15 protein-coding genes and 4 pseudogenes are annotated in these 19,749 nt (G+C 40.9%); 7 read left to right on the forward strand and 12 right to left on the reverse strand.

Going from position 1 to position 19,749, the window contains the following annotated elements:
• The 10 genes and pseudogenes from QUA45_RS03030 to QUA45_RS03070 all read right to left on the reverse strand — a co-directional run.
• Nucleotides 1-290 (reverse strand): annotated as a pseudogene (locus tag QUA45_RS03030) (photosystem II q(b) protein); the annotation flags it as partial.
• A gap of 154 nt (nt 291-444) precedes the next feature.
• Entirely contained in the window at nt 445-1,350 is a 906-nt protein-coding gene (locus QUA45_RS03035) for a DNA/RNA non-specific endonuclease (protein ID WP_333219321.1), read from the reverse strand.
• Between the two features lie 163 nt (nt 1,351-1,513).
• On the reverse strand, nt 1,514-2,263 hold the full coding sequence (locus QUA45_RS03040; RefSeq protein WP_333092461.1) for an SDR family oxidoreductase: 750 nt from the start codon (nt 2,261-2,263) through the stop codon (nt 1,514-1,516).
• A gap of 323 nt (nt 2,264-2,586) precedes the next feature.
• Nucleotides 2,587-2,838, reverse strand: a complete 252-nt coding sequence (locus tag QUA45_RS03045; protein ID WP_333158371.1) for a hypothetical protein — start codon at nt 2,836-2,838, stop codon at nt 2,587-2,589.
• On the reverse strand, nt 2,835-3,425 hold the full coding sequence (locus tag QUA45_RS03050; protein ID WP_333219323.1) for a ParA family protein: 591 nt from the start codon (nt 3,423-3,425) through the stop codon (nt 2,835-2,837). Before QUA45_RS03050 ends, QUA45_RS03045 begins: the two co-directional genes overlap by 4 nt.
• Before the next feature lie 543 nt (nt 3,426-3,968).
• Complete coding sequence (locus tag QUA45_RS03055) at nt 3,969-4,181, reverse strand: hypothetical protein (RefSeq protein ID WP_333219325.1); 213 nt, start codon at nt 4,179-4,181, stop codon at nt 3,969-3,971.
• Nucleotides 4,181-4,285, reverse strand: a pseudogene (locus QUA45_RS29050) (IS5/IS1182 family transposase); the annotation flags it as partial. The pseudogene QUA45_RS29050 and the gene QUA45_RS03055, both read right to left, overlap by 1 nt.
• Before the next feature lie 15 nt (nt 4,286-4,300).
• Nucleotides 4,301-4,456: a hypothetical protein gene (locus tag QUA45_RS03060; RefSeq protein WP_333219327.1), complete on the reverse strand. Its 156-nt coding sequence runs from the start codon at nt 4,454-4,456 to the stop codon at nt 4,301-4,303.
• A 178-nt stretch (nt 4,457-4,634) separates the two neighbouring features.
• The gene (locus QUA45_RS03065; protein ID WP_333219329.1) at nt 4,635-5,018 is read right to left on the reverse strand and encodes a hypothetical protein; all 384 of its coding nucleotides are present in this window, start codon (nt 5,016-5,018) and stop codon (nt 4,635-4,637) included.
• Nucleotides 4,975-5,577 carry an IS4 family transposase gene (locus QUA45_RS03070; RefSeq protein ID WP_333219526.1) on the reverse strand — a complete coding sequence of 201 codons (603 nt, stop codon included), beginning with the start codon at nt 5,575-5,577 and terminating at the stop codon, nt 4,975-4,977. Before QUA45_RS03070 ends, QUA45_RS03065 begins: the two co-directional genes overlap by 44 nt.
• A 612-nt stretch (nt 5,578-6,189) precedes the next feature.
• On the opposite strand from QUA45_RS03070, the gene QUA45_RS03075 reads away from it, so the two are divergent.
• From QUA45_RS03075 to QUA45_RS03090, 4 genes are all read left to right on the forward strand, one after another.
• Complete coding sequence (locus QUA45_RS03075) at nt 6,190-7,635, forward strand: lipase/acyltransferase domain-containing protein (RefSeq protein WP_333219331.1); 1,446 nt, start codon at nt 6,190-6,192, stop codon at nt 7,633-7,635.
• Between the two features lie 47 nt (nt 7,636-7,682).
• On the forward strand, nt 7,683-12,407 hold the full coding sequence (locus tag QUA45_RS03080; protein WP_333219333.1) for an ATP-binding protein: 4,725 nt from the start codon (nt 7,683-7,685) through the stop codon (nt 12,405-12,407).
• 109 nt (nt 12,408-12,516) lie between these two features.
• Nucleotides 12,517-13,173 (forward strand): hypothetical protein, encoded by a 657-nt coding sequence (locus tag QUA45_RS03085; RefSeq protein ID WP_333219335.1) that lies wholly within the window; start codon nt 12,517-12,519, stop codon nt 13,171-13,173.
• 468 nt (nt 13,174-13,641) lie between these two features.
• Nucleotides 13,642-14,238 (forward strand): L,D-transpeptidase, encoded by a 597-nt coding sequence (locus tag QUA45_RS03090; RefSeq protein WP_333219337.1) that lies wholly within the window; start codon nt 13,642-13,644, stop codon nt 14,236-14,238.
• 604 nt (nt 14,239-14,842) lie between these two features.
• Here QUA45_RS03090 and QUA45_RS29055 read toward each other — a convergent pair.
• Both QUA45_RS29055 and QUA45_RS03095 read right to left on the reverse strand, forming a co-directional pair.
• Nucleotides 14,843-15,487, reverse strand: coding sequence for a transposase (locus QUA45_RS29055; protein ID WP_445305285.1), 645 nt, complete (start codon nt 15,485-15,487; stop codon nt 14,843-14,845).
• On the reverse strand, nt 15,411-15,836 hold the full coding sequence (locus QUA45_RS03095) for a hypothetical protein (RefSeq protein WP_333219339.1): 426 nt from the start codon (nt 15,834-15,836) through the stop codon (nt 15,411-15,413). Before QUA45_RS03095 ends, QUA45_RS29055 begins: the two co-directional genes overlap by 77 nt.
• A gap of 67 nt (nt 15,837-15,903) precedes the next feature.
• On the opposite strand from QUA45_RS03095, the pseudogene QUA45_RS03100 reads away from it, so the two are divergent.
• From QUA45_RS03100 to QUA45_RS03110, 3 genes and pseudogenes are all read left to right on the forward strand, one after another.
• Nucleotides 15,904-16,997, forward strand: a pseudogene (locus tag QUA45_RS03100) (IS630 family transposase).
• A 1,070-nt stretch (nt 16,998-18,067) separates the two neighbouring features.
• Nucleotides 18,068-18,658 (forward strand): lysozyme, encoded by a 591-nt coding sequence (locus tag QUA45_RS03105; protein WP_333219340.1) that lies wholly within the window; start codon nt 18,068-18,070, stop codon nt 18,656-18,658.
• A gap of 5 nt (nt 18,659-18,663) precedes the next feature.
• A pseudogene (locus QUA45_RS03110) lies at nt 18,664-19,731 on the forward strand (ISKra4 family transposase).
• Nucleotides 19,732-19,749 lie beyond the last annotated feature (18 nt).

Consider the following 19,749-nt stretch of genomic DNA (forward strand, 5'->3'; position numbering starts at 1 on the left):
CAGATTGGGTAGAAGTGAAGCCCGATGGCGTTGGATGAGGGAACAACTGCACCTGTGATGATGTTGTTGCCGTACATTAAGGAACCTGCTACTGGTTCGCGGATGCCGTCGATGTCCACTGGAGGAGCAGCGATGAAGGCGATGATGTAGCAGATGGTGGCGCTGAGCAAGGTTGGGATCATCAGGACGCCGAACCAGCCTACATAGAGACGGTTGTCGGTTGATGTTACCCAGTTGCAAAACTGAGCCCACAGGTTAGCGCTTTCGCGCTGCTGTAAGGTTGTTGTCATGGTTTTATGATTGCTGTATTTGGTTGTCAATGTTTGGATGATGTCTCTATTATTAACGGTGTTGTTAACGTTTGTAAAGAGGTGTAGCGACAGTTAAACTGATGCGGGGAATAAGCTGAGGTTATGTTGAGCCTGCAGGTACCGGCACTGCGCGTTATTGACTGTCTACTTTGCTCTCAATGACTTGCTGAATCTGGGGTGACACATTCGATAAGAAATTCAGCCCCGTCTCGCGCTCAACTCTTGCCACGGAAACTCGAAAGCTTTTCCATCCTTGGCCTTTGACGCTGGCATCATTGGGCACCATCACGGCGATCGTCCTGGTGTTTGCGTCAACTCCCCGCATTCCCAATCCTTGTTGGTCTAATACAACGATGACTTTCCAATTCTTAGCCGGCACTGCAATTTTCTCCTTCCTGCCAATGGTGCCTTTTCTCCCCACGGGCCCGGCTACGATATAAAGTTCCTTGCCCTGCTGCACCAATTCCCGGCAGTAATCTTCCAAGTCACCCCACACACCTCTGTTAACTTCTGGCACTTGGGGCATCATATTGGTCATTAAAAAGGTAGCGCTGTTGTCCGCTTCGTTGCGAGTGCGATCGGCACTTGGTGCAATGTGTCCCCGGTCGTAGCCGCTTCCGGTGTAATCGTTGGGGCGCACTTTGTACACAGTGGCGGGGAGGGCATCATCAGGGCGGAAGTTGTCTTGACGATCGGCTGCTCCCATCCAAGATTGATTGAGCTGCCACGAAACCCAGTTGGCGGTCTTAGTTTTGCTGTTGTAGGAGAGCACGTACTGCGGCTTCACCATTAAATAGTTGTCGGTGCTGGTAACGCTGGAAGCTGCATTGCTGGGATTCCCCAAAAGCAAGTTGCGGTTGTTGGTAGCTGAGCTGATTGGTTCTCTGTTTCCGGGTGTTGCCGTCGGTTGCTGTACTCTCGGTTTCTCGCGACCGAGTTGAGGAAGTCGAGACGGCGGTGATGGCGCAGTCAAGTTGCAGCCGCTAAGAATCCCTACTAAAATCAGAGCGATCGTCCCCCGCTGCCACAATTTCTGCACTATTTGCTGCCCCTATTCTCTTCGTCAATCCCAAGCTTATCAGCAGCTTGACACTTAACCGCAAGAATGCAGCCACAGCCAAACAACTTCGCAAATCTCTAGTACGTTTGCCCTTTCAAAGAAGTAGCGCGCTTGGAAGATTAGCGGCCACTTTTAGAGCGCTTCAAATCTGTGCCATACCGCCATCGACAAACAGCTCGATGCCGTTGACAAAGCTGCTGTCGTCTGAAGCGAGAAAAACAACCGCCTTAGCAATCTCATCAGGTGTGCCGACTCGCCCTAATGGAATGTTGACGGCTTGGCTGTCCACGAATTCCTGCACTTGCTCGTCGTTCAGTCCCAGGAGATTGTAACCAGGAGTAGGAACTACGCCAGGACTAATGGCGTTCACTCGAACCTGGCGCTCTTTGAGGTCAAGCGTCCAATTGCGGGCAAACGATCGCACGGCTGCTTTGGTTGCGCTGTAAACGCTGAAGGCTGGGGTACCTACGGTAGAAGCAGTCGAGGCGTTGAGGATGATAGAAGCGCCTTCGCGTAAGAGTGGCAGTGCCTTTTGCACGGTGAACAGCAGACCTTTAACGTTGGTGTTAAACGTTTTGTCAAAGTGTTCTTCGGTGATCGATCCGAGCGGGGCGATTTCTCCACCGCCAGCATTGGCGAAGATTACATCAAGATGTCCTTGCTTTTCTTCAATCGTGGTAAACAAGCGATCGAGGTCTGCCAGATTGGAGACATCGCTCTGAACCCCTGTGACGTTTTTACCGATCGCTTGGACAGCAGCATCCAGTTCAGCTTGGCGACGACCTGTGATGAAGACATACGCACCTTCGGCAACAAAGCGCTTGGCAGTGGCAAGACCAATGCCGCTGGTGCCACCCGTAACGAGAGCAACTTTTCCTTCTAGTTTTTGCATTTTGGATGAGTCCTGCGGTTATTGAGGGTAAAACTTATGTATTGAGAGGGAGTTGATGATGGGGTTGATTCTAAATGACGGTTTGAGCTGTTCGATTATAAACCCGCGATTCACCTGAACGTACAAATTTCCCTGCCGCTCAAGGCTCTGTCCTCCAAACCTTCTCGCTCTAGTTTTGCTAAGCATCGCGTGTGATAGTTGCGTAAGTTCTGAGTTTTTTACCACCAGTACGCTTGCCTCCAGAATGCAGCGATAGACGGGAGAAATAACTCCAGTAGATTTAATAAACATTCAAACATTCAAATGTTAAAACATCCAAATGTTCAAACGTTCTTATTGGCACTAAGCTGCTGGAGGTATTGAGCGACCGACTTTTCAACCAGCTCGCTGATTTCTTCGCCTGACTGTGCGGCAGCAGATTTGAGGTCGCGGTGCATTTGTTTGGGTAGGTAAACAGTAGCCCTGACAAAGTTTGGGTCTTTGCTTTTGGGCAGCGCGGGAGCGGGTGCAGGGGCGATATCTGGTTCGCCGGGTTTGAGTTTCTTCGCCTTTAACAAATCGTCAAAGCGGCTCATGGCAATATCTCCTTGCCGACAGCGGCATAACAACCCCAAGCAGCTTTGGCGTAGGCATCTTTGACAGCACTTACGGGAACCCCCGCGAGCGCTGCTTTTTGAAATACTGCTAGCCGCCTGACCTCAGCTTTGAATATCGGCAACTGGGCTTTCTCGATCGTTCTGCGAGACTCAATCCCTACTTTGCTAGGAGCAGGTGGGATGAGGGTGAGCAAAATGCGGTAATTGGATTTTAGGGAATGCAGGGCTTCCACCATTTGCACCATCGCGGTGAGGGCCATTGCATCGGGAGAACTTGGCACAATCAGCAAGTCACACCCTTCAGCTACAGTTTTGAGTTCATCGGGGTCGGGTCGGGCAGGCGTGTCTATCACGATGTGCTCGTAATCTCTGGCAAACCGAACTCCTTGCTTTTCATCCACCACTTTGAAGGGGAGGGAACCCCGCGCAGCCCAATCCAAAGCACTGCGGTTGAGGTCGCCGTCTACCAAAAGCGTGGGCGCTTTGGTTTGTAGATAAGCGGCTAAGTGCAGCGCTGTAGTTGTCTTGCCGACTCCGCCCTTGAATGAGGCGATTGTCACGATCATAGGTTTATCGATACGTTGATTAACTCAACTTTATCCTTTAATCATCTAAATGTCTAGACATTTGAATGATTGAATGTTTAAGATGATGCCGTATCTAGCCACTTATAGGGCGGGTTGGCTCGGCTAATTAAGGATAACAACGTAGCGCTCGGTTACAGGTGATTGGAGGAGGTGGATCTTCCCAAAAATCAAGCAGTTGCTGCACTGCAAGAGTTTGCCTTTATTTGCTCTCTCGAAGGTGTGATAATGTCGCGGGCCGCATCACCTGCGGTTGATTTAATCATCTAAACATCTAGATGTCTGAGTGAATAATTCAAGATTTATGCAACTGGTATCTGGCGATAAGCGCGCATAGCGAAGGTATGCCGTAGGAAATCGCCCTCAATCTTTCTGTGGCGCGCTCCGGGGTGCTAAAACGAGTCAAAGTCTTTTGATGGAAGCTGCATCGCCAGCACCAATATGCACAGCATCACTAACACCCGAAACTGCATTGTCCGCAACACCACCGCAGCCCGCACTAATGCACAACCAGTTTTCGTTTAATCAAAGGAACCCAGCCTGATGACCAAACTGCAAGCGCCCGACAAAGAAGCGACTGTCAGATTTACTGTGGATGTGTCCGTCGGGAGATCTCCGCAAGCTGTAGGTGTTGGCTGCTAGGACGGGGCGCAAGAAAGTGGGCCAGAGTGCGGATGCTGTTGGAGGATGGGTTGAAAGAGGTGGAGGGGTTGGGGCGATCATTCTAGGGCGTGTCATCAGTTGATCCTAATTACGGTAACAGCGAGGTAAATTGCACCCAGAAAGTTAACTTTGAGCTTGTCGTAGCGGGTGGCGAGTGCACGATATTGCTTGAGTTTGTCAAAAAAGTTTTCAAATTAATCAGGGGCTTTGTATAAGTCTTTGTCGTAGTCGCGCTTGGGGGTGTGGTTAAGTTTGGAGTGCATCATGGCAGTCTTGTTTGGCGCTTGGAGAACATCGATTACTCGTGCATCGGCATCGTATCCTTTGTCGGAGAGTAAAGTGTCCGCCATCAGGCCAGGCAATAGGACATTTACACCATCTTGTGTCACACGCAAGTTTTAGCGTGAGGTGAAAGTGAACCGGATTTCCATTCTTTATCCATCACGGCATGGATTTTGGTGCTTAACCCGACGAGTGCTACTTTAGTAAAAAAGAGAACACGATAGCCTGGGGGGGTGACAAAGAGGCCTAGGAGATAGACTGAATCAGGGTTGTAGCCCGCATACCTTGTTGATAAAAGCGACGTTTATTTCGAGTTAACTTCATTAACTGTTCCACTTCCAAAGAATATTGTTCGAGATAATTAACCCACTTTTCTCCATCTAATCCAACACCAAATGTACTCCGTCTTCGATATCTTTTTTTAGGTTCTTGACGCCGACATACATATTTCCCTACCTGCTTTTTCCGAAGTTCAGTACCTTCAAATATTGCCAAACTATAGGCGAGTGTCATCAGCAGAATTATGTTAATCAGTCGGTTGCCTTTTAAGCTAGTTCCTTCCCGATCGTAGCCTCCTGTTTTACAATCAAGGGAACATTTCTTCGATACCCATCCGTTGCTTATAAGCATCGATCGCTGCCTGCAATGAACCTAAATCTGTCAGAATAAACCACGCTTCATCAAGCTTCCATGCCCTATAGTTTCTTTTCCACTTACAAGCAACATCCAATCCAGTAGCAGGCTGAGTTTTTCTCACTCTTTTACCTTGAAAATATAAAGAGGTTCCCGGCACTATTCCTAATTCATCTAATCGCTGCCAAACTAAATGCTCTGTTTCGATACAATGATTCTTCTTCAGTCTTAAGCAAAAAGACACACCCTTTTGCTTCAGCCAATTTCCTAGGTCAATTGAACAAAATTCACGGTCTCCTAAAACGATGACTTTATATTCTGAAAATAATGGTAAAACAGGCTGTAGATTTCTCGTTTGTTCCTCGAAGTTGCTGCTGCCAAATTTGGGTAACAATGACCAGTATAATGGAATTGCTCTTCGCTCCCAGATTAAGCTAACCATGAACAAATTAATACAGCCCCACTGGCTGCGATCTATTGCAATTGATAAGCGAGTACCAACACGGCAATAAGTTCTCAACCAATAAGTAATTAATGGGAACCAAATTAATTCAATCGTTAAGTGAGGTAAATCTAAAAACCTTTATAATTTACGTCGCCGACATGAGGCTGTAATTAGACAGGGAAATACTCGGGAGAGCCTCTCTAATCTCACTTGTTTTTCTGATTGCATCAAGGATAGCAAAATTGTCATCACCAAAAACTGAGATGGCGTCAGGTATTTTTGTAAGTGAGTCTGGTAGAATCTTAGTATCATTATTTTTTTGGATAGGCAAGCGTGTAACAAATCTGCTGCCTATCTTTTTTTACCACAAGTTGGCTCAATCCTTACTAGCTATGGGTTTAGGGTGGGTTGTCACCCCCCCAGCACGATAGCTTCACGTTTTGGTAAGAGAATGGTGTCCCCAATGTTTTGTGTAAAAAGTATTAAATGATACATTTTAACTCGACAATGAAGGTTGAAAAGCTTGATGTACCTAGCCTAGATTATTAAGCTGGCGTTATCACCACAAACCACAAGTACGGGAGAGCCAAAATCTGTCTAAAGAGGTATTTCTTATTTTTATTATATAAAAGTAACATGAAAGTAAGATCCTGCTACGCTTACGAAAAGACTGACGCGTTTTTAACTCACATACTTTTTTATCACAACTTAGATGTACTAAAAATGTCTAAAGCACGTATGCAAGATATGGTGGTGATTATACCTGGAATCATGGGTAGCGTTCTCCAAAAAGATAACAAAGATGTCTGGGCTGTTTCAGGACAGTCAGTATATCAAGCGTTCAGTTCTCTTGGGAATTCGTTTCAGCAACTCAAGCTTAACGATGACGACAATCTAAAAGCAGACGATTTGGGAGATGGTATTAAAGCTACCCGTTTGATAGCTGATGCTTATCTAATTCCAGGCTTGGTCAAAATAGATGGTTACACTGCTCTCTCACGTTTGATAATTGATAATTTTCAAGTAATAAAAGGTAATATTTATAACGACGATAAACCAGCAAATTTTTTGGAGTTTCCCTATGATTGGCGGCGTGATAATCGTGTGACAGCTAGATTACTAAAACGCTTGCTGGATGCAAAGTTAAAACAGTGGCGGGAATACACAGGTAATAAAAATGCCAAGATTATTCTTTTAGCACACAGTATGGGTGGGTTAATTTCCCGTTATTACTTAGAGGTCTTGGAAGGATGGCGAGATTGTAAAGCTTTATTTAGTTTTGGTACACCTTATCGAGGTTCTATAAATGCAGTCAATTTTTTAACAAATGGATATAAAAATTTATTTCTTGATGTGACAGAAGTGCTGCGTTCGTTGACTTCAGTCTACCAGTTGTTACCAAGATACCCAATGCTCAAAGTTGATAAGCAATACCAGCGTATTGCAGAAACCCCTAATCTTCCCAATATTGTTCAAGAAAAAGCTAAAAATGCTCTGAAATTTCATTGGGAAATTGACGAAGCTGTGAAGTGTCACGAAGAGGATGAGGAGTATCGGAAGTCCTATAAAACAATCCCTATGGTTGGTATTAAACAGCCTACTATGCAATCAGCTAGTTTGATTAATGGACAAATCCTAATTAGTAATCAACTGCCGGAAGGAATAGATTTGCTCTTGAGTGATGGTGATGGAACAGTGCCTTATTTATCAGCTATTCCGATTGATTTGTCTGAGGAATACAGAGATACTTATGTTGCTGAACGACATAGCTCGATTCAAAATAACAGTCAAATTTTACAACAACTTCTCGAACGTCTCAAGGCAATGCAAGTTAAAGGGCTAGGAGATATTCGCGGACCCGAGGTTAGTCCAGAAAAAGCAGATAAATCAGCAATTAGTCTTAGTATTGATGACATCTATCTTAAGGAAGAACCTGTAAAAATAAGTGCAAAGTTAATCAATTTTGAAGCTAAAAAATTAAAAGCTGAAATTACACATGTTTCTGAAAAAGGTTCTCCACGGAGTGTAGACTTTCAACAACAAGATAGTGAATGGGTATTAATTATTGGTGATTTGGCACCTGGACTTTACCGTTTAAAGGTAGATACAGGTAGTTACAATTCTGAATCACCAAATCCTGTTAGCGATTTGTTTGAAGTCATGAGGTAATTTATACCTGGCATATTTCAAATTTTTTATGAGGCACTTGTGCTTTTATGAATGAATGGAAATGGTCTAAAGCTAATGAAAAAGATTTGGCAAAGTTTGTCAATGGAAAAGCAATTGAGTTATTACCTAAGCTACCAGTAAATCGGTTTGACTTGGTGCAGAATAAGAAGGGTCGCCGCAAATTAGTTGAAGCAATTTATAATAATTTAGTTAGTAAAAAGATTACATATACGTATGAAAAGTATCATCCTGAAGAGGAAATACAGTTAATCAGGACACCATCTGAAATCCTTTCTTCTCCTGGTGAAGGAACTTGCCTTGATTTGGCACTACTTTTTTGTGGGCTATGTTTTGGATGTGACCTATTACCGCTTTTAATAGTGATTGATGGTCATGCTTTGGCGGCTGTTTCTCTTAATTATAAGCGTAATGATGGAGAATGGAACGCTCCTGGGCGACGTGAATTACAACTCTTTCAGGGAGAAAACGGGAAACCAGAATTGTTGGCTGGAAAAAAAAAATTGGAAAAATTACAACAACTAATTGATGATGAGGCTTATATAGCTATTGAATGTACTGGTTTTACTCATACAAATAGCTTTGATGATAATTTGAAATATCCAGAAGCAAGAGAAAGAGAAAACGGATTTTTAGACTTTAGTCGAGCATTAGAGGCTGGAAGTGAGCAACTCTCCTATGAAGATAGACCTTTTAAATTTGCAATAGATATTGCAACTGCACAATATTCTTGGAAAATAGAGCCTTTAGAAATCGCAAATTTATCAAATATACCAAAACAAGATGATTTTACAGCTGCTGCTCGTATAGAATTTGAGACGGCAACAGATTCAAAGGTGACCGGAAACGAACTTGATGAAGCACCTTCGTGTGGAGAGGTTAAAGCTGAAATTATAGGTAGTACAGTTAATAAATCAAAAATTGTAGGAAATAAGATAGGAGATTTAAAAAAAAAATCAACACATAAAGCTACAGGAATAAAGGAAGGTACACCCATCCAGCCCAAAATTACTGCCATTCCTTTTGATGATGTAATAGCAACATTGACTAAAGATTTCACAGGACGTGAATGGTTGTTTGAAGAGATTGATAATTGGCTTGCAAACAGTGATAAGCAATTTTTTATTCTGACAGGAGAACCAGGATTGGGAAAGAGTGCAATCGCAGCTCAATTTATCCAAAATCAAAGAGACAAAAATAACATCGTAGTTTATCACTTCTGTATTGCTGGGAGGGGTGGTACAACGGAACCTAATAATGTACTGCAATCTCTAGCAGCTCAACTTATGAAATATTTTCCATATGATTATGCTGAGGCGTTAGTTAATACGATTAAACCATTTCATCTATCAGTAAATGTCAACATTACCATTGAAACTATTAAAAATAGTGAAGTCCAGGGTATGGTGATTAACAATTTATACACGAGCTATCCCCAAGAAGTTTTAGACATTGTGCTGCGTAAACCCCTAAAAGCTATAGATTTGTCTCAAACTCAAAAACAAGCTATCGTAATTTTAATTGACTCCCTTGATGAAGCAGTAACATACAAGGAAGAAGAGAATATTGTCACTCTTTTATCTCAAGTAAAAGATCTGCCATCTTGGGTACGTTTTATATGTACGACTCGCCAAGAGCGACGAGTATTGAGTTATTTGGAAACTCTCAAGCCTTTTATTTATCATCTGAAAGAGCAGTCAAAAAACAGTCTTAATGATATTTCTCAGTACATTATCAGAAGGTTTAATAGTGAGAAAATACACGAGAAATTAGATATATTTAAAGTGGATAGCCCAACTCTGGTAGACAGCTTAACTGATAAGTCGTCTAGTAATTTTCTTTACACAAAATTAATTTTAAACGAAATTGAGTTGGGCTATCAGCCTCTTGACCAATTGGATACATTACCAAGTGGTTTATACGGTATTTATCACGAAATGTTGCGTCGGCGCTGTTCTGATAATGAATGGGAAAATAAATATCAACCTATTTTAGGAACCTTAGCAGTGACTCAAGCAGCAGTTACCGAAACGCAGTTAGTAAATTTTACAAAAAATCGTCAACTCACTAAAACTAAAATCAAACAAAACTTAAGGGTGTTAATTCAGTTTACTGATATATTTCAAAATAACGAGTCAAAAGGCAAAACATATACTTTATTTCACCAATCTTTTCGAGATTATCTACTAGATGAAAAGAAAAACGAAGATTTCTACTGTGATGCAATAGAACAGCACCAAGAAATTATTAATTTCTACAAAAAAGAAACCCATCATTGGAATGACCTGAACCAGAAAAAAATCGATAGTTATGGCCTCTTATACTTGCCAAAACACCTAAAGTTATCGGAACAAAAAGAGGAACTTTACACCCTGCTAACTGGCTCACCGAAATGGATGGAAGCAAAATCTATTACCTTCGGTAATGTAGCTTATGTTGATGACTTAAACTTAGCAATTGATGGCTTTGCCGATCCATTGGAAGAGCCAAACCAGATAGTAACACTGATAAAGCTTTACACAGCTCAACAGGTTGTTAACCAACGAGTGAGTATTCCTAATTTGAGAACTTTGGTTCATTTAGGGCGTGAAGTAGAAGCTCGAAGCTATGCTCGTCTCAGAGAAGATTCTGAAAGCAAGTTAAATTGTTTACTAGCAATTCATTATGCACTGCAAGAATTGGGTCAGTTCGTTCCTGATATTTTAGATGAGGCGGAAGATGTTGTAGATGGAATTCGAGAGGACTATTTAGGCAAGGCTAAAGCTCTAATCAAATTGGCAGAAGCTCTGGTGAGAGCAAAACTTAGCGACAAAGCAAAAGCTCTCTTACATAAAGCAGCAGAAGTTGCAGAAAAAATTCAGGAAGACCATAATAGGGCAAAAATGCTGACTAATTTGGCAGCAGTTCTGGTTTATGCTGAAGACTTTAGCGAGGCAGAAAAAGTCGCGACAGCAGCAGAAAAATCAGCAAGGGCAATCGGGAGCTATTTTGCAAAGGCACAAGCACTTATAGAAGTGGCCGAAGTTTTGGCAGAGATTGGGTGTAGAACAAAAGTAGAACACCTGTTCACTGAAGCCCAAAACGTCGCTGGCAAAGATGAGGATGGCTGGAGACAGGCATATGTATTGACTAAATTGGCAATTGCTTTGGCTCTGTCTGGATCAAATGAGACAGATTCTGTCTTTAAGAAGGCGGAGCAAGTTGCAGATGCAATTCCGAAATACTGGCAACGAATAGACAGAATGATTGAATTGGCAGTTGCCTTAGCTCAAACTGAACGTAAAGACGAAGCAAAAAGCTTGTTAATCAAAGTAAATGATCTTATTAACAGCATTGATGAAAATGACAACGGAGGCATAGTTACTGATCAAATTCAATTATTAGCAGTAGCTCTAGCTCATGTTGAGGAATTCAATTTAGCAGAAACAGTTGCAAACGTAATTGAAGATAAACCAAAGCAGGTTGAGGTTTTATGTAAACTAGCAGTCCTTGCTCATGGAAAAGATGGCAACAAAACTAGAGACTTCTTTACTAAAGCAGAAGAAGTGGCAGGTGGAATAGAAAGTGGCTGGGAACTGTCCACCGCTTTTAGTAAACTCGCAGAAGCTTTAGAAGAAACAAATAACTTCAATGAAGCAGAGAAAATAGCAACCACAGCACAAAAAGTCGAACGGGCAGTTAAGGAAAACTGGAGAAAGCCTGAGATACTCAGTAAATTAGCAACAGTTTTAGCTGGAGCAGAGTATGACGACAATAAAGTAAGTGTGGTATTTAGGGAAGCTAAAAAAGCCGTTTACAACCTGAAGGAAAACTTAGCTAGGGCAGAGGGATTGAGTAAATTAGCTGTAGCTCTAGTTCAAAGTGGGCGGAATGCAGAGTTAATATTGACCGAGCTAGATAAAGCTATATACGAAATTCTAAATACTGAAAAAACTTCTTTAGTTTTGGGTGAAGAAGAACTTAAAAAGTCACAACTACTAATTAAATTGACAGTAAATTTAGCGCAAGCTAAGGACTTTTCCAAAGCGGAGAACATCGCTAATACCATCCATGAAGATATCCTTAAGGCAGAAGCACAGAGCAAATTAGCAGTAGAGCTAGCTCTAGCTCAGGCTTTTTCTGAAGCAAAGAAAGTTATACAAAGAATTAGCTATGAACCAGCAAAAAGTATACCATTTAGTAAATTGGCAGTAGCTCTAGCTCATACTGAAAATAAAGAAGCGGACAAGATTTTTAGCATAGCTGAGAAAGTAGCACTTTCTATTGAGGAAGATAATAATAGCAAACCTTGGATACTGATTGAATTGGTAGCAGCTTTAGCTCAGGCTAAAAAATTTGATAAAGCAATAAAAATTATAGACTTAATTAACAAGCAATGGGCAAAGGCTATAGCACTAAGTAAACTGGCCACAGCTTATGCTTTACTTAAAAGTTTCACAGAAGCAGAGAATGTCGTAAGCGAAGCAGAGAACATTGCAAGAGAAATTGAGAATAATATTTATTACTTATTGACAATGAACTCGTTGACAAAAACTTTAGCTCAGATTAAATTTTTTAAAAAAGCTCTTAGTATTGTTGGCTTAAAAGAAACACCTAGTGAATTTTTAGCTACTTTGATGGAGTATCAGCCTGCTTTTGAACAGTTTCTACCAGGGCTTTTAGCAAAAATTCTGCAAGAATCAATATACATTTTTGGATGGGAGGATTCAGACTGGCATGAGATTGATACTATTTTGTCCACTAATAAATTTTAACTGGAGAATCAAAATGAGTATAATTTATGTAATGTGTACATAAAAGAGTTTCAAAGTTCATGTTACGCGAGTCTACAACTTAAAGTATAAAAATGGAGATACTTGCAATATGAAATTTCTTAATAATTTGACTAATAAACTGTCTAGCTCGGCTCAGATTCGTAGGCTGTCGCCGATGATAGCTATTTCAATTTTAGGATTAGCTAGTGGTAGTTTGGGCTATTATCTTGCCGTAAACAAACCGTTTTTTCAAGATTCAAAAGCAGATGCAGTTCCGCCTCTTCCTCCCAGTCTAGTGGAGGATATAGCAAATACTTTACGGAAACTGCCAGTAAACAAGGTAGATGATATTGCAGCAGCTAGCGCCAGACTTCAAGCTGCAAGGCGAATAAGACAGGGTTTATCTGCGATAAGAGTAATACCAAAAAAGTTTCAAGCTGTTCCCATAACAGATGATTTAATAGCCTATAGAGTTCCTAATCGCCAAGCTTTAGAGAATCCTTCAATTATAGGTGAGCCATTAACACTACGAAAAGATACATTTTACGATGTTGTTGAAGTTGTTGAAGTGGACAACCGTTCTTGGTTGAAGCTTAATCCCTCCGATCCCAATCAATCGATATATATCGATCCTAACAGAGTTTTATGCACCACCCCTGTTTTTTGTTTCGGAGAATGGAAATATGTAGAGTCAGACCCACTTGCCTATAATTATTATGCAAGCAGGGTTAATGAAATTCCTGAACAGTTACAGGTGGGATGGTAGGTAAAACATAGTTGTTTTGTCCAACAAAATTTGGCAAGACGTAAGGCACTTCCAAGTCATAAAATATCCAGTCCTCGCTGGAAGGTGTAACGCGAGGGCTGTATATTTTTTTTTTGCTCCGCAATATTTTTTTGTGGAAAGTAACTTTAGATTAATTCCGCATGATTCAATAACTCACATCCTGCGCCAGTACAAATGTTCTGGTTGCCAAGTGATAGCCTTGAATGAGAGAAAAGGGCGTGAAGCTAAACCAAAAGATAGCAAGAACAATGGAAACAATTCTTGCCCACCCCTCGGCTGTGGTGGTGATACCACAGCCACATTCTCCTTCGTCAGTTGGTCGTATGCGTGTTGTTGACTGACATCCTTCGATTGTAACCCCTGCTACAACAGCAAGGAATTGATATCAAGATTTCTTGGTGCAAGATGTGAGATAATCTATTTAACAACTCTTTGATTTTTTTTAGTATGAATATTTGTATTACTAAAGCACGTGCAAAAAGTAAACTATTATCTTTTGGAATTATCCCTTTGTGTTGTGCAGTAGGATATTTAATAGGATACTTAAATACACCGTCTTCTAATAAGGCAATCACACAACAAGCACAATTTCCATCTAAAGTAGCATTACCTAAAACTCAATTAAAAGTAGTAGCACCTAAAGAAAGAGCCGCGATAAAAATTAGTCTCATAGTCAAGCGGAGTGAACGTCAGGTTTATGTATATCATGGAAAACAAATATTAAATAGCTTTCCCATCGCTGTTGGTAAAACTGGTTGGGAAACTCCGCTTGGAAACTATCAGATTTTTTATATGAAGAAAAACCCAATTTTTAGAAACTTCAACACTGGTGAAGTAATCAAACCAGGCTCTAATAATCCCTTGGGAAAGCGTGTGATTGTATTTAAAAAAGGTAAAAAATTTGATTTAGCTTTCCACGGAACTAATCAGGATAAACTCATTGGTCAAGCAGTATCTCATGGTTGTATTCGGATGCACAATAAAGAGGCGATCGCATTATATGAAATGGTTGATATTGGTACTCCTGTCACCGTTCTACCTTAATCAATCTGACTTTTCCCGTCAAGTGTGGAAACATCGAAATATTAAGGGTTTCAGACTACAGATTGTTATCAATAATTTATGCTCATTAAGCTGTTGTACATTTAAATAGGGTATAATTAAAACTTAGTTTAGTCAACTTGTAGAAAAATGCCAGCCAAAAATCATCTTAATTCCAAACAGATAGAGCAACTTCAAAACTGTAGTTTAGACTAAAAAATGAGCGCAGCTAAAAGTAGCCACCTTTGAATCTCAGGCAAGCTGTTGCTCAAAAACTTAAAAAGTAGAAGATTAAATAGCTAATCTTGAAGACTTTTTGCGCCGAGAAATCCGTTTTTTGACAGTGGGATAGCATGGTGCCTTGGTACGTACCTTTCCTTTTTCCCAACCGGGGGATTTTCCCCTATGTTTAGGCATTTTTGTTGGAGTCCCAATGTCAACTAAAAGCGAAAACATTGATTGGGCAACACGTCCAGGAGTTAAATTGATAGTAGCAGATTGCCAAGGAAGTCTATTCTCGATTACTAAATCTCTGGCCAGCCAGAGTTGCCAACTCATCAATGGCATTAAATCACTCCAACGCTCGGATTGTTCAGGGGTTCTTAAATTAGGCAATGTCCAATGCAATCGTTGCGAATGCAAACCTATACCAATGATCCACTCCAAAGCGTCGTAAATATTTGAACCAAACAGTTCCTAAAGGTAGAGTTCGTTCTCCAACCCAAGCCAACCATAAGGGTGGAAACGGTTGACCATTTGACATGGGCTTCATTCTTTCGACTAGGATTAAATTGACTTTTTGTCCAGGGGCACGATAAAAATGTAAGTCAATCCATTGTCTGAGGAGGACTTTTCCCCAATCTGGATGAGAGTCAATTTCAATCTCTGTATCCGCTTGAAGCCATGTGTTTGGGTCGCCCGGTCTCATTTTTTGCCCATGTTTTCGTGGTCTACCGCGGCCACTATAGGCCGGTGGTGCTGACCACAAGCAGGCATTTTTTCGGACTCTCATTAAGCAATCAGCTTGAATGGAAGCTTCTGTTAGCGCCAGTACCCAATTCGCATTTCCATATTCTCGATCTAAAACTGCTAAAACAGGGTTGACGCTTTGTTCACAGACAAGTTTGAGTTGAGAAGCTGCTTGAAGTATGGGTGAAGACCCGCTACTAATTCTTTCATGGAGCAGAGGTAATGCCCAACTTCCTTCTGCTTCGGGTATCCACGCAATTGTACTGTATCGAAAGTCCGACAATTACACCCCTTTGATATTCATGGGTTCTGTCGTTTAATGTTTTGGCATCTGCTCTCTCCCATGCAGTGTGGTCAATTGCTACTAATATGTGTTCTGTTGGGGGTGTTTCTTTCTGTAATTGCTTCAGATACAACTCCATGAGTTTTTTCCGGTCTGGTCTTGTGTCTTGTAACGCTTCGTAAACGCTTGGCCATTGACGCTTGAATAATGGATTGAGCGAAAATTCCGCCAGAGATGACGCATTCGGAGTGGTCATCACTGCATCCATCAGCTCTCTTGTTGCATCATTGGCTTTCACCAATAAATCGTATGCTGCTTGACGAAAGTCCTTTAATCGTTCACTGTTCATTTAAGGAGTGGATAGGTTTTCTTTTTCACCCTTATTCTCTCCCAGCGCGGTGGCTCTAGTTCTTCTTTTGCCACCGTTCTCATCTTTGGTTAGTCTAAACTACAGTCAAAAAGCACTTAAAGAGGAACAAAACGGAGATATTAGAGAAAGAATTCTGATCTTATTATTGCTCAATGATGGAAAAACTCAAGCTAAAATTGCTGAATTTTTGGGTTGTTCAGTAAATAAGGTGTCTCATTGGTGTCTGAAGGGAGATCCCGATAATCTAGAAACTCTAACCGATGCAAGGATGAGTGGGAATCATAGAAAAGCCACCGATAAATATATAGAAATATTATTAGAAACTATAGACAAAGAACCTCAAGAGTTAGGATACGAATTTGGAATATGGACAGCACAAAGATTAGCAATATATTTAGAGCATAGTACCAGAATAAAATTAAGTGGAGCGCAAGTTCGGAGGATATTAAAGCAAAAAAAATACGTTTACCTTTGGGCAAAATATAGCGTAGATCTAAAAGAAATCCCGACAAAATAACAGCATTTAAAGAAAAAATATCGGAATACTTAAAAATAGAAAAAGAAACTCCTGAACTATTGCAGGTATGGTTTTGGGACGAAAGTGGATTTAGTTTGAGAGTCACTAGAAGAAAGAACTGGTGTAAAAAAATAACCCGAAAGAATGTCAGGGGAGACAGAAGAAAAGAAAGAATTAATGTAATGGGATGTCTGAGGTACTCAGACAAAAAAAGGTTTGTAGAGTTTCTAAATAAAGGCAATTCAAATAATTTTTACAGAGTGCTGGAAATCTTTTACCAAGAGCTAATTAATGAATGGGTAGAAGCAGGTAATCAAGCATCAGAATTTGCTGAAAAGGGAGCAAAAATAGTAATCATCCTTGACAATGCTAGTTTTCACAGAAAAAAAGAGTACCTCGAAAAAATAGAGACAGAATTGCCTAATATTCATTTAGAATTCCTCCCAGAATATAATTTGATTAAATTAGTCTGGCATTCGACAAAAGAATATATTGCACATCGACTTTTTACATCAATTGAAGAGCTAGAATATTTATTACATCGCCTATTAAATGAAGGAGAGTTAATTATTAAATGGGGTCGAAAAATCAAAAACAAGGGGGATGCTTGTATCACAGTTTAAATGTGCAACAGCTTATTCATTGTTGGACTTTTTTATCCCACATTCCGCAGGTTGGTGGTAGAATTTAACCCTCTTTTGTCACTCTGGAGAAAGTAAAATCTTTCTATTGGGGGTAAATCTAGCAAGAGTGTTATGAAGGGCAAAGTAGTCCCGAAGTCTTGATATATATCCCACATTCCGCACCACCAACTGGCACACTACGAATTTTAGTTATTCGATCACTTGAGACTGCCGAGCGCTTGTGGCAACGAGGGGTACCTTTGTATCTGGAGTTTAGACTAAACAGCTATTAAACCACGATCGTCAGTGTACTCTTGAACGGCAACGGTCGCTGACGAAAAGTTAGGAAGCTCAACCATAAGATAGAATTCCAGCGAGCGTTGACGTTCTCTTTGACAGCGCGAATTCTCCCGAAAGAAACACGGGAGAGGGTCATAATTTTTTGAGTCACAAAATAAAAAAATACCGGGTCAGCTCATGCCTGAATTGACCCGGATGACGGAAAATCGGAGAAGTCTCACCAACCCCGATCGACCGCTATGAATGTTGTCACGATGGTTGCAACAGTTTCGTCAAGCCATCTACAAAAATCTATGCAGAGCGCAAGATGCTACCTTTGAATTAATGGATGCAGTTTTACTGACCAGAACAGCTCAAAGTTTAGCGGATTTATCATTATAAGAGTGTGTTTCGTCGTCAATGGTCAAGCGTTTACGAAGCACTACAAGACACTCGACCCGATCTGTACAGTGCCTAATTAAATGACATCGAGACAATTTTGTGTCGCTGAGCAAAACCTTCCCTATTACAGGATTACAGAGAAAGTTTGCGAGCGCGTTCTAGCATTTGACGATCAGCATTGGCAAGCTAGATTGAGCCAAAAAAGCAAGCCAGATTTAGCTTTGCCTCTTTAACGGCACTCATATGTCTCCACGTCAAATAAAAAGTCACTGTACAGTTGATATCGTTTTCGGTTGGATGGGAATGATAAAGTCAAGGTCAATAATTCCCCCTTCCCCCCTCCCTACTCCCCACTCCCCATCATTCCGGTGTAACCGGAAAGGAAAAAAATGCTAAGATCACTTGAAATTTTCAGCGATGGTCGCATCTACGAAATAAAAGACGACCTAGCCGTTAAAGTCACGGAGACCAAGGGGCAAGTTAAAGCATTAATTGATGCTTTGCGGTTCAGCGCGGCTAAAACATACAACATTCATCCTCCAGACGAACAACCGCCTGATGTGACAGAACGCAGAGGTTCAAAGCATATCAATGAAGAAGGCTTTAAGCTTTTGACGGCGTTTGAAGGATGCGAGCTAACTGCTTATGATGACGGCGGTGGAGTTTGGACAATTGGTTGCGGACATACAGGCGATGATGTTTATGAAGGACTGACGATTAGCCAAACGCAGGCAGAGGAATTGCTGAGAATAGATTTAGAAAAATTTGAATCCTATGTTGAAGATGCCGTAGAAGTTCAGCTTAAGGACAGTCAGTTTTCTGCACTGGTTTGCTTTTGTTTCAATGTCGGCCCAGAAGCAGAAGGGTTTGGAGGTTCGACTCTTCTGAGGCTTTTGAACGGGTGCATCTCACTTTGGCGAATAAGTCGCAAAAGGGTTAAAATGGAAAAGCTAGTAAAATTGCCAAAAAATATGAGGTAAAGAAAATGACACCCTCAGACCAAGAACAGCTAAAAGCCTACTTAAAAGCGGCAGCATCCATTCTTTACAGAAATACAGATCCGACCGAGTTAGAAAGTTTTGACAGCATAGAAAAATCTCTCCGTCAGAAAATGCTAGAACAAGTGGGACCAGAACTAGGTAGCTTTTTTTTTCAGCAGTATCAGGGATTAAAACAGGAAAATCCAGAAAAATAAAATCAATAGTCGGTTCGCTCGAAATTACAGACAATCAAGCGAAATATTTTGGATTGAAAGCGTATAGTCAATTCAGTCCAATGATGGAAAAATGCTGTCTTTTAATCAGTGCCAACGAATCTTATCAAATGGCAGAAAAAGATTTAGAGATTTTCACGGGGGTCAAAGTCTCTCATAGTACATTACAAAGATTAGTTAAACGACAAGAATTTGAATTACCTACATCTAAACAAGGAGTCCAAGAAATTACATTAGATGGCGGGAAAGTCAGGCTACGCAACGAAACCAAAGGCGAGGGGTGTTACTGGAAAGACTATAAAGCCATTTGTTTAGATAATGTTTATTCGGGAGCATCTTTTCAAAATAATCAAGATTTAATTGATTGGACTAATAGCCAAAAATTACTACATCCTATGTATTGCCGATTGAGATGGTCATGCGGGAATTTGGAAAATATTTCAAGAAATAGGAGATACTGAACAAAGACAAGAAATCTTAGATTGGTATCATCTGAAAGAAAATCTTTACAAGGTAGGAGGTTCGCTAAAACGTTTAAAACTAGCAGAAAATATGTTGTGGCAAGGTAAAATAGATGAAGTTATCAATCTATTGAAAGAGAGGAAAAAAAAAGGATTTAAAACATTTTGTAACTATTTAGAGACCCATCGCTGCCGAATAGTCAACTACCAATACTATAAAGAAGAGTCCATAAGTTCGATAGGTTCGGGAACAGTTGAATCAATTATTAAACGAATTGGGTTCAGGGTGAAAATATCAGGAGCGCAATGGAAAATTGAGAGCGTTCCCTCTATCCTTTCTCTTCGCTGTGCTTATCTCAACGGTCAACTTTCAATTTGATGTATTTGCCAAAGTGAG

The sequence above is a fragment of the Microcoleus sp. Pol12A5 genome (assembly GCF_036701435.1).
Classification (GTDB): domain Bacteria; phylum Cyanobacteriota; class Cyanobacteriia; order Cyanobacteriales; family Microcoleaceae; genus Microcoleus.

Bases quoted from the DNA above. Each gene is read 5' to 3' on its own strand.
- QUA45_RS03040 (WP_333092461.1), bottom strand. From the start codon at position 2,263: ATGCAAAAACTAGAAGGAAAAGTTGCTCTCGTTACGGGTGGCACCAGC.
- QUA45_RS03045 (WP_333158371.1), bottom strand. From the start codon at position 2,838: ATGAGCCGCTTTGACGATTTGTTAAAGGCGAAGAAACTCAAACCCGGC.
- QUA45_RS03050 (WP_333219323.1), bottom strand. From the start codon at position 3,425: ATGATCGTGACAATCGCCTCATTCAAGGGCGGAGTCGGCAAGACAACT.
- QUA45_RS03055 (WP_333219325.1), bottom strand. From the start codon at position 4,181: ATGACACGCCCTAGAATGATCGCCCCAACCCCTCCACCTCTTTCAACC.
- QUA45_RS03060 (WP_333219327.1), bottom strand. From the start codon at position 4,456: ATGGCGGACACTTTACTCTCCGACAAAGGATACGATGCCGATGCACGA.
- QUA45_RS03065 (WP_333219329.1), bottom strand. From the start codon at position 5,018: ATGCTTATAAGCAACGGATGGGTATCGAAGAAATGTTCCCTTGATTGT.
- QUA45_RS03075 (WP_333219331.1), top strand. From the start codon at position 6,190: ATGTCTAAAGCACGTATGCAAGATATGGTGGTGATTATACCTGGAATC.
- QUA45_RS03080 (WP_333219333.1), top strand. From the start codon at position 7,683: ATGAATGAATGGAAATGGTCTAAAGCTAATGAAAAAGATTTGGCAAAG.
- QUA45_RS03085 (WP_333219335.1), top strand. From the start codon at position 12,517: ATGAAATTTCTTAATAATTTGACTAATAAACTGTCTAGCTCGGCTCAG.
- QUA45_RS03090 (WP_333219337.1), top strand. From the start codon at position 13,642: ATGAATATTTGTATTACTAAAGCACGTGCAAAAAGTAAACTATTATCT.
- QUA45_RS03095 (WP_333219339.1), bottom strand. From the start codon at position 15,836: ATGAACAGTGAACGATTAAAGGACTTTCGTCAAGCAGCATACGATTTA.
- QUA45_RS03105 (WP_333219340.1), top strand. From the start codon at position 18,068: ATGCTAAGATCACTTGAAATTTTCAGCGATGGTCGCATCTACGAAATA.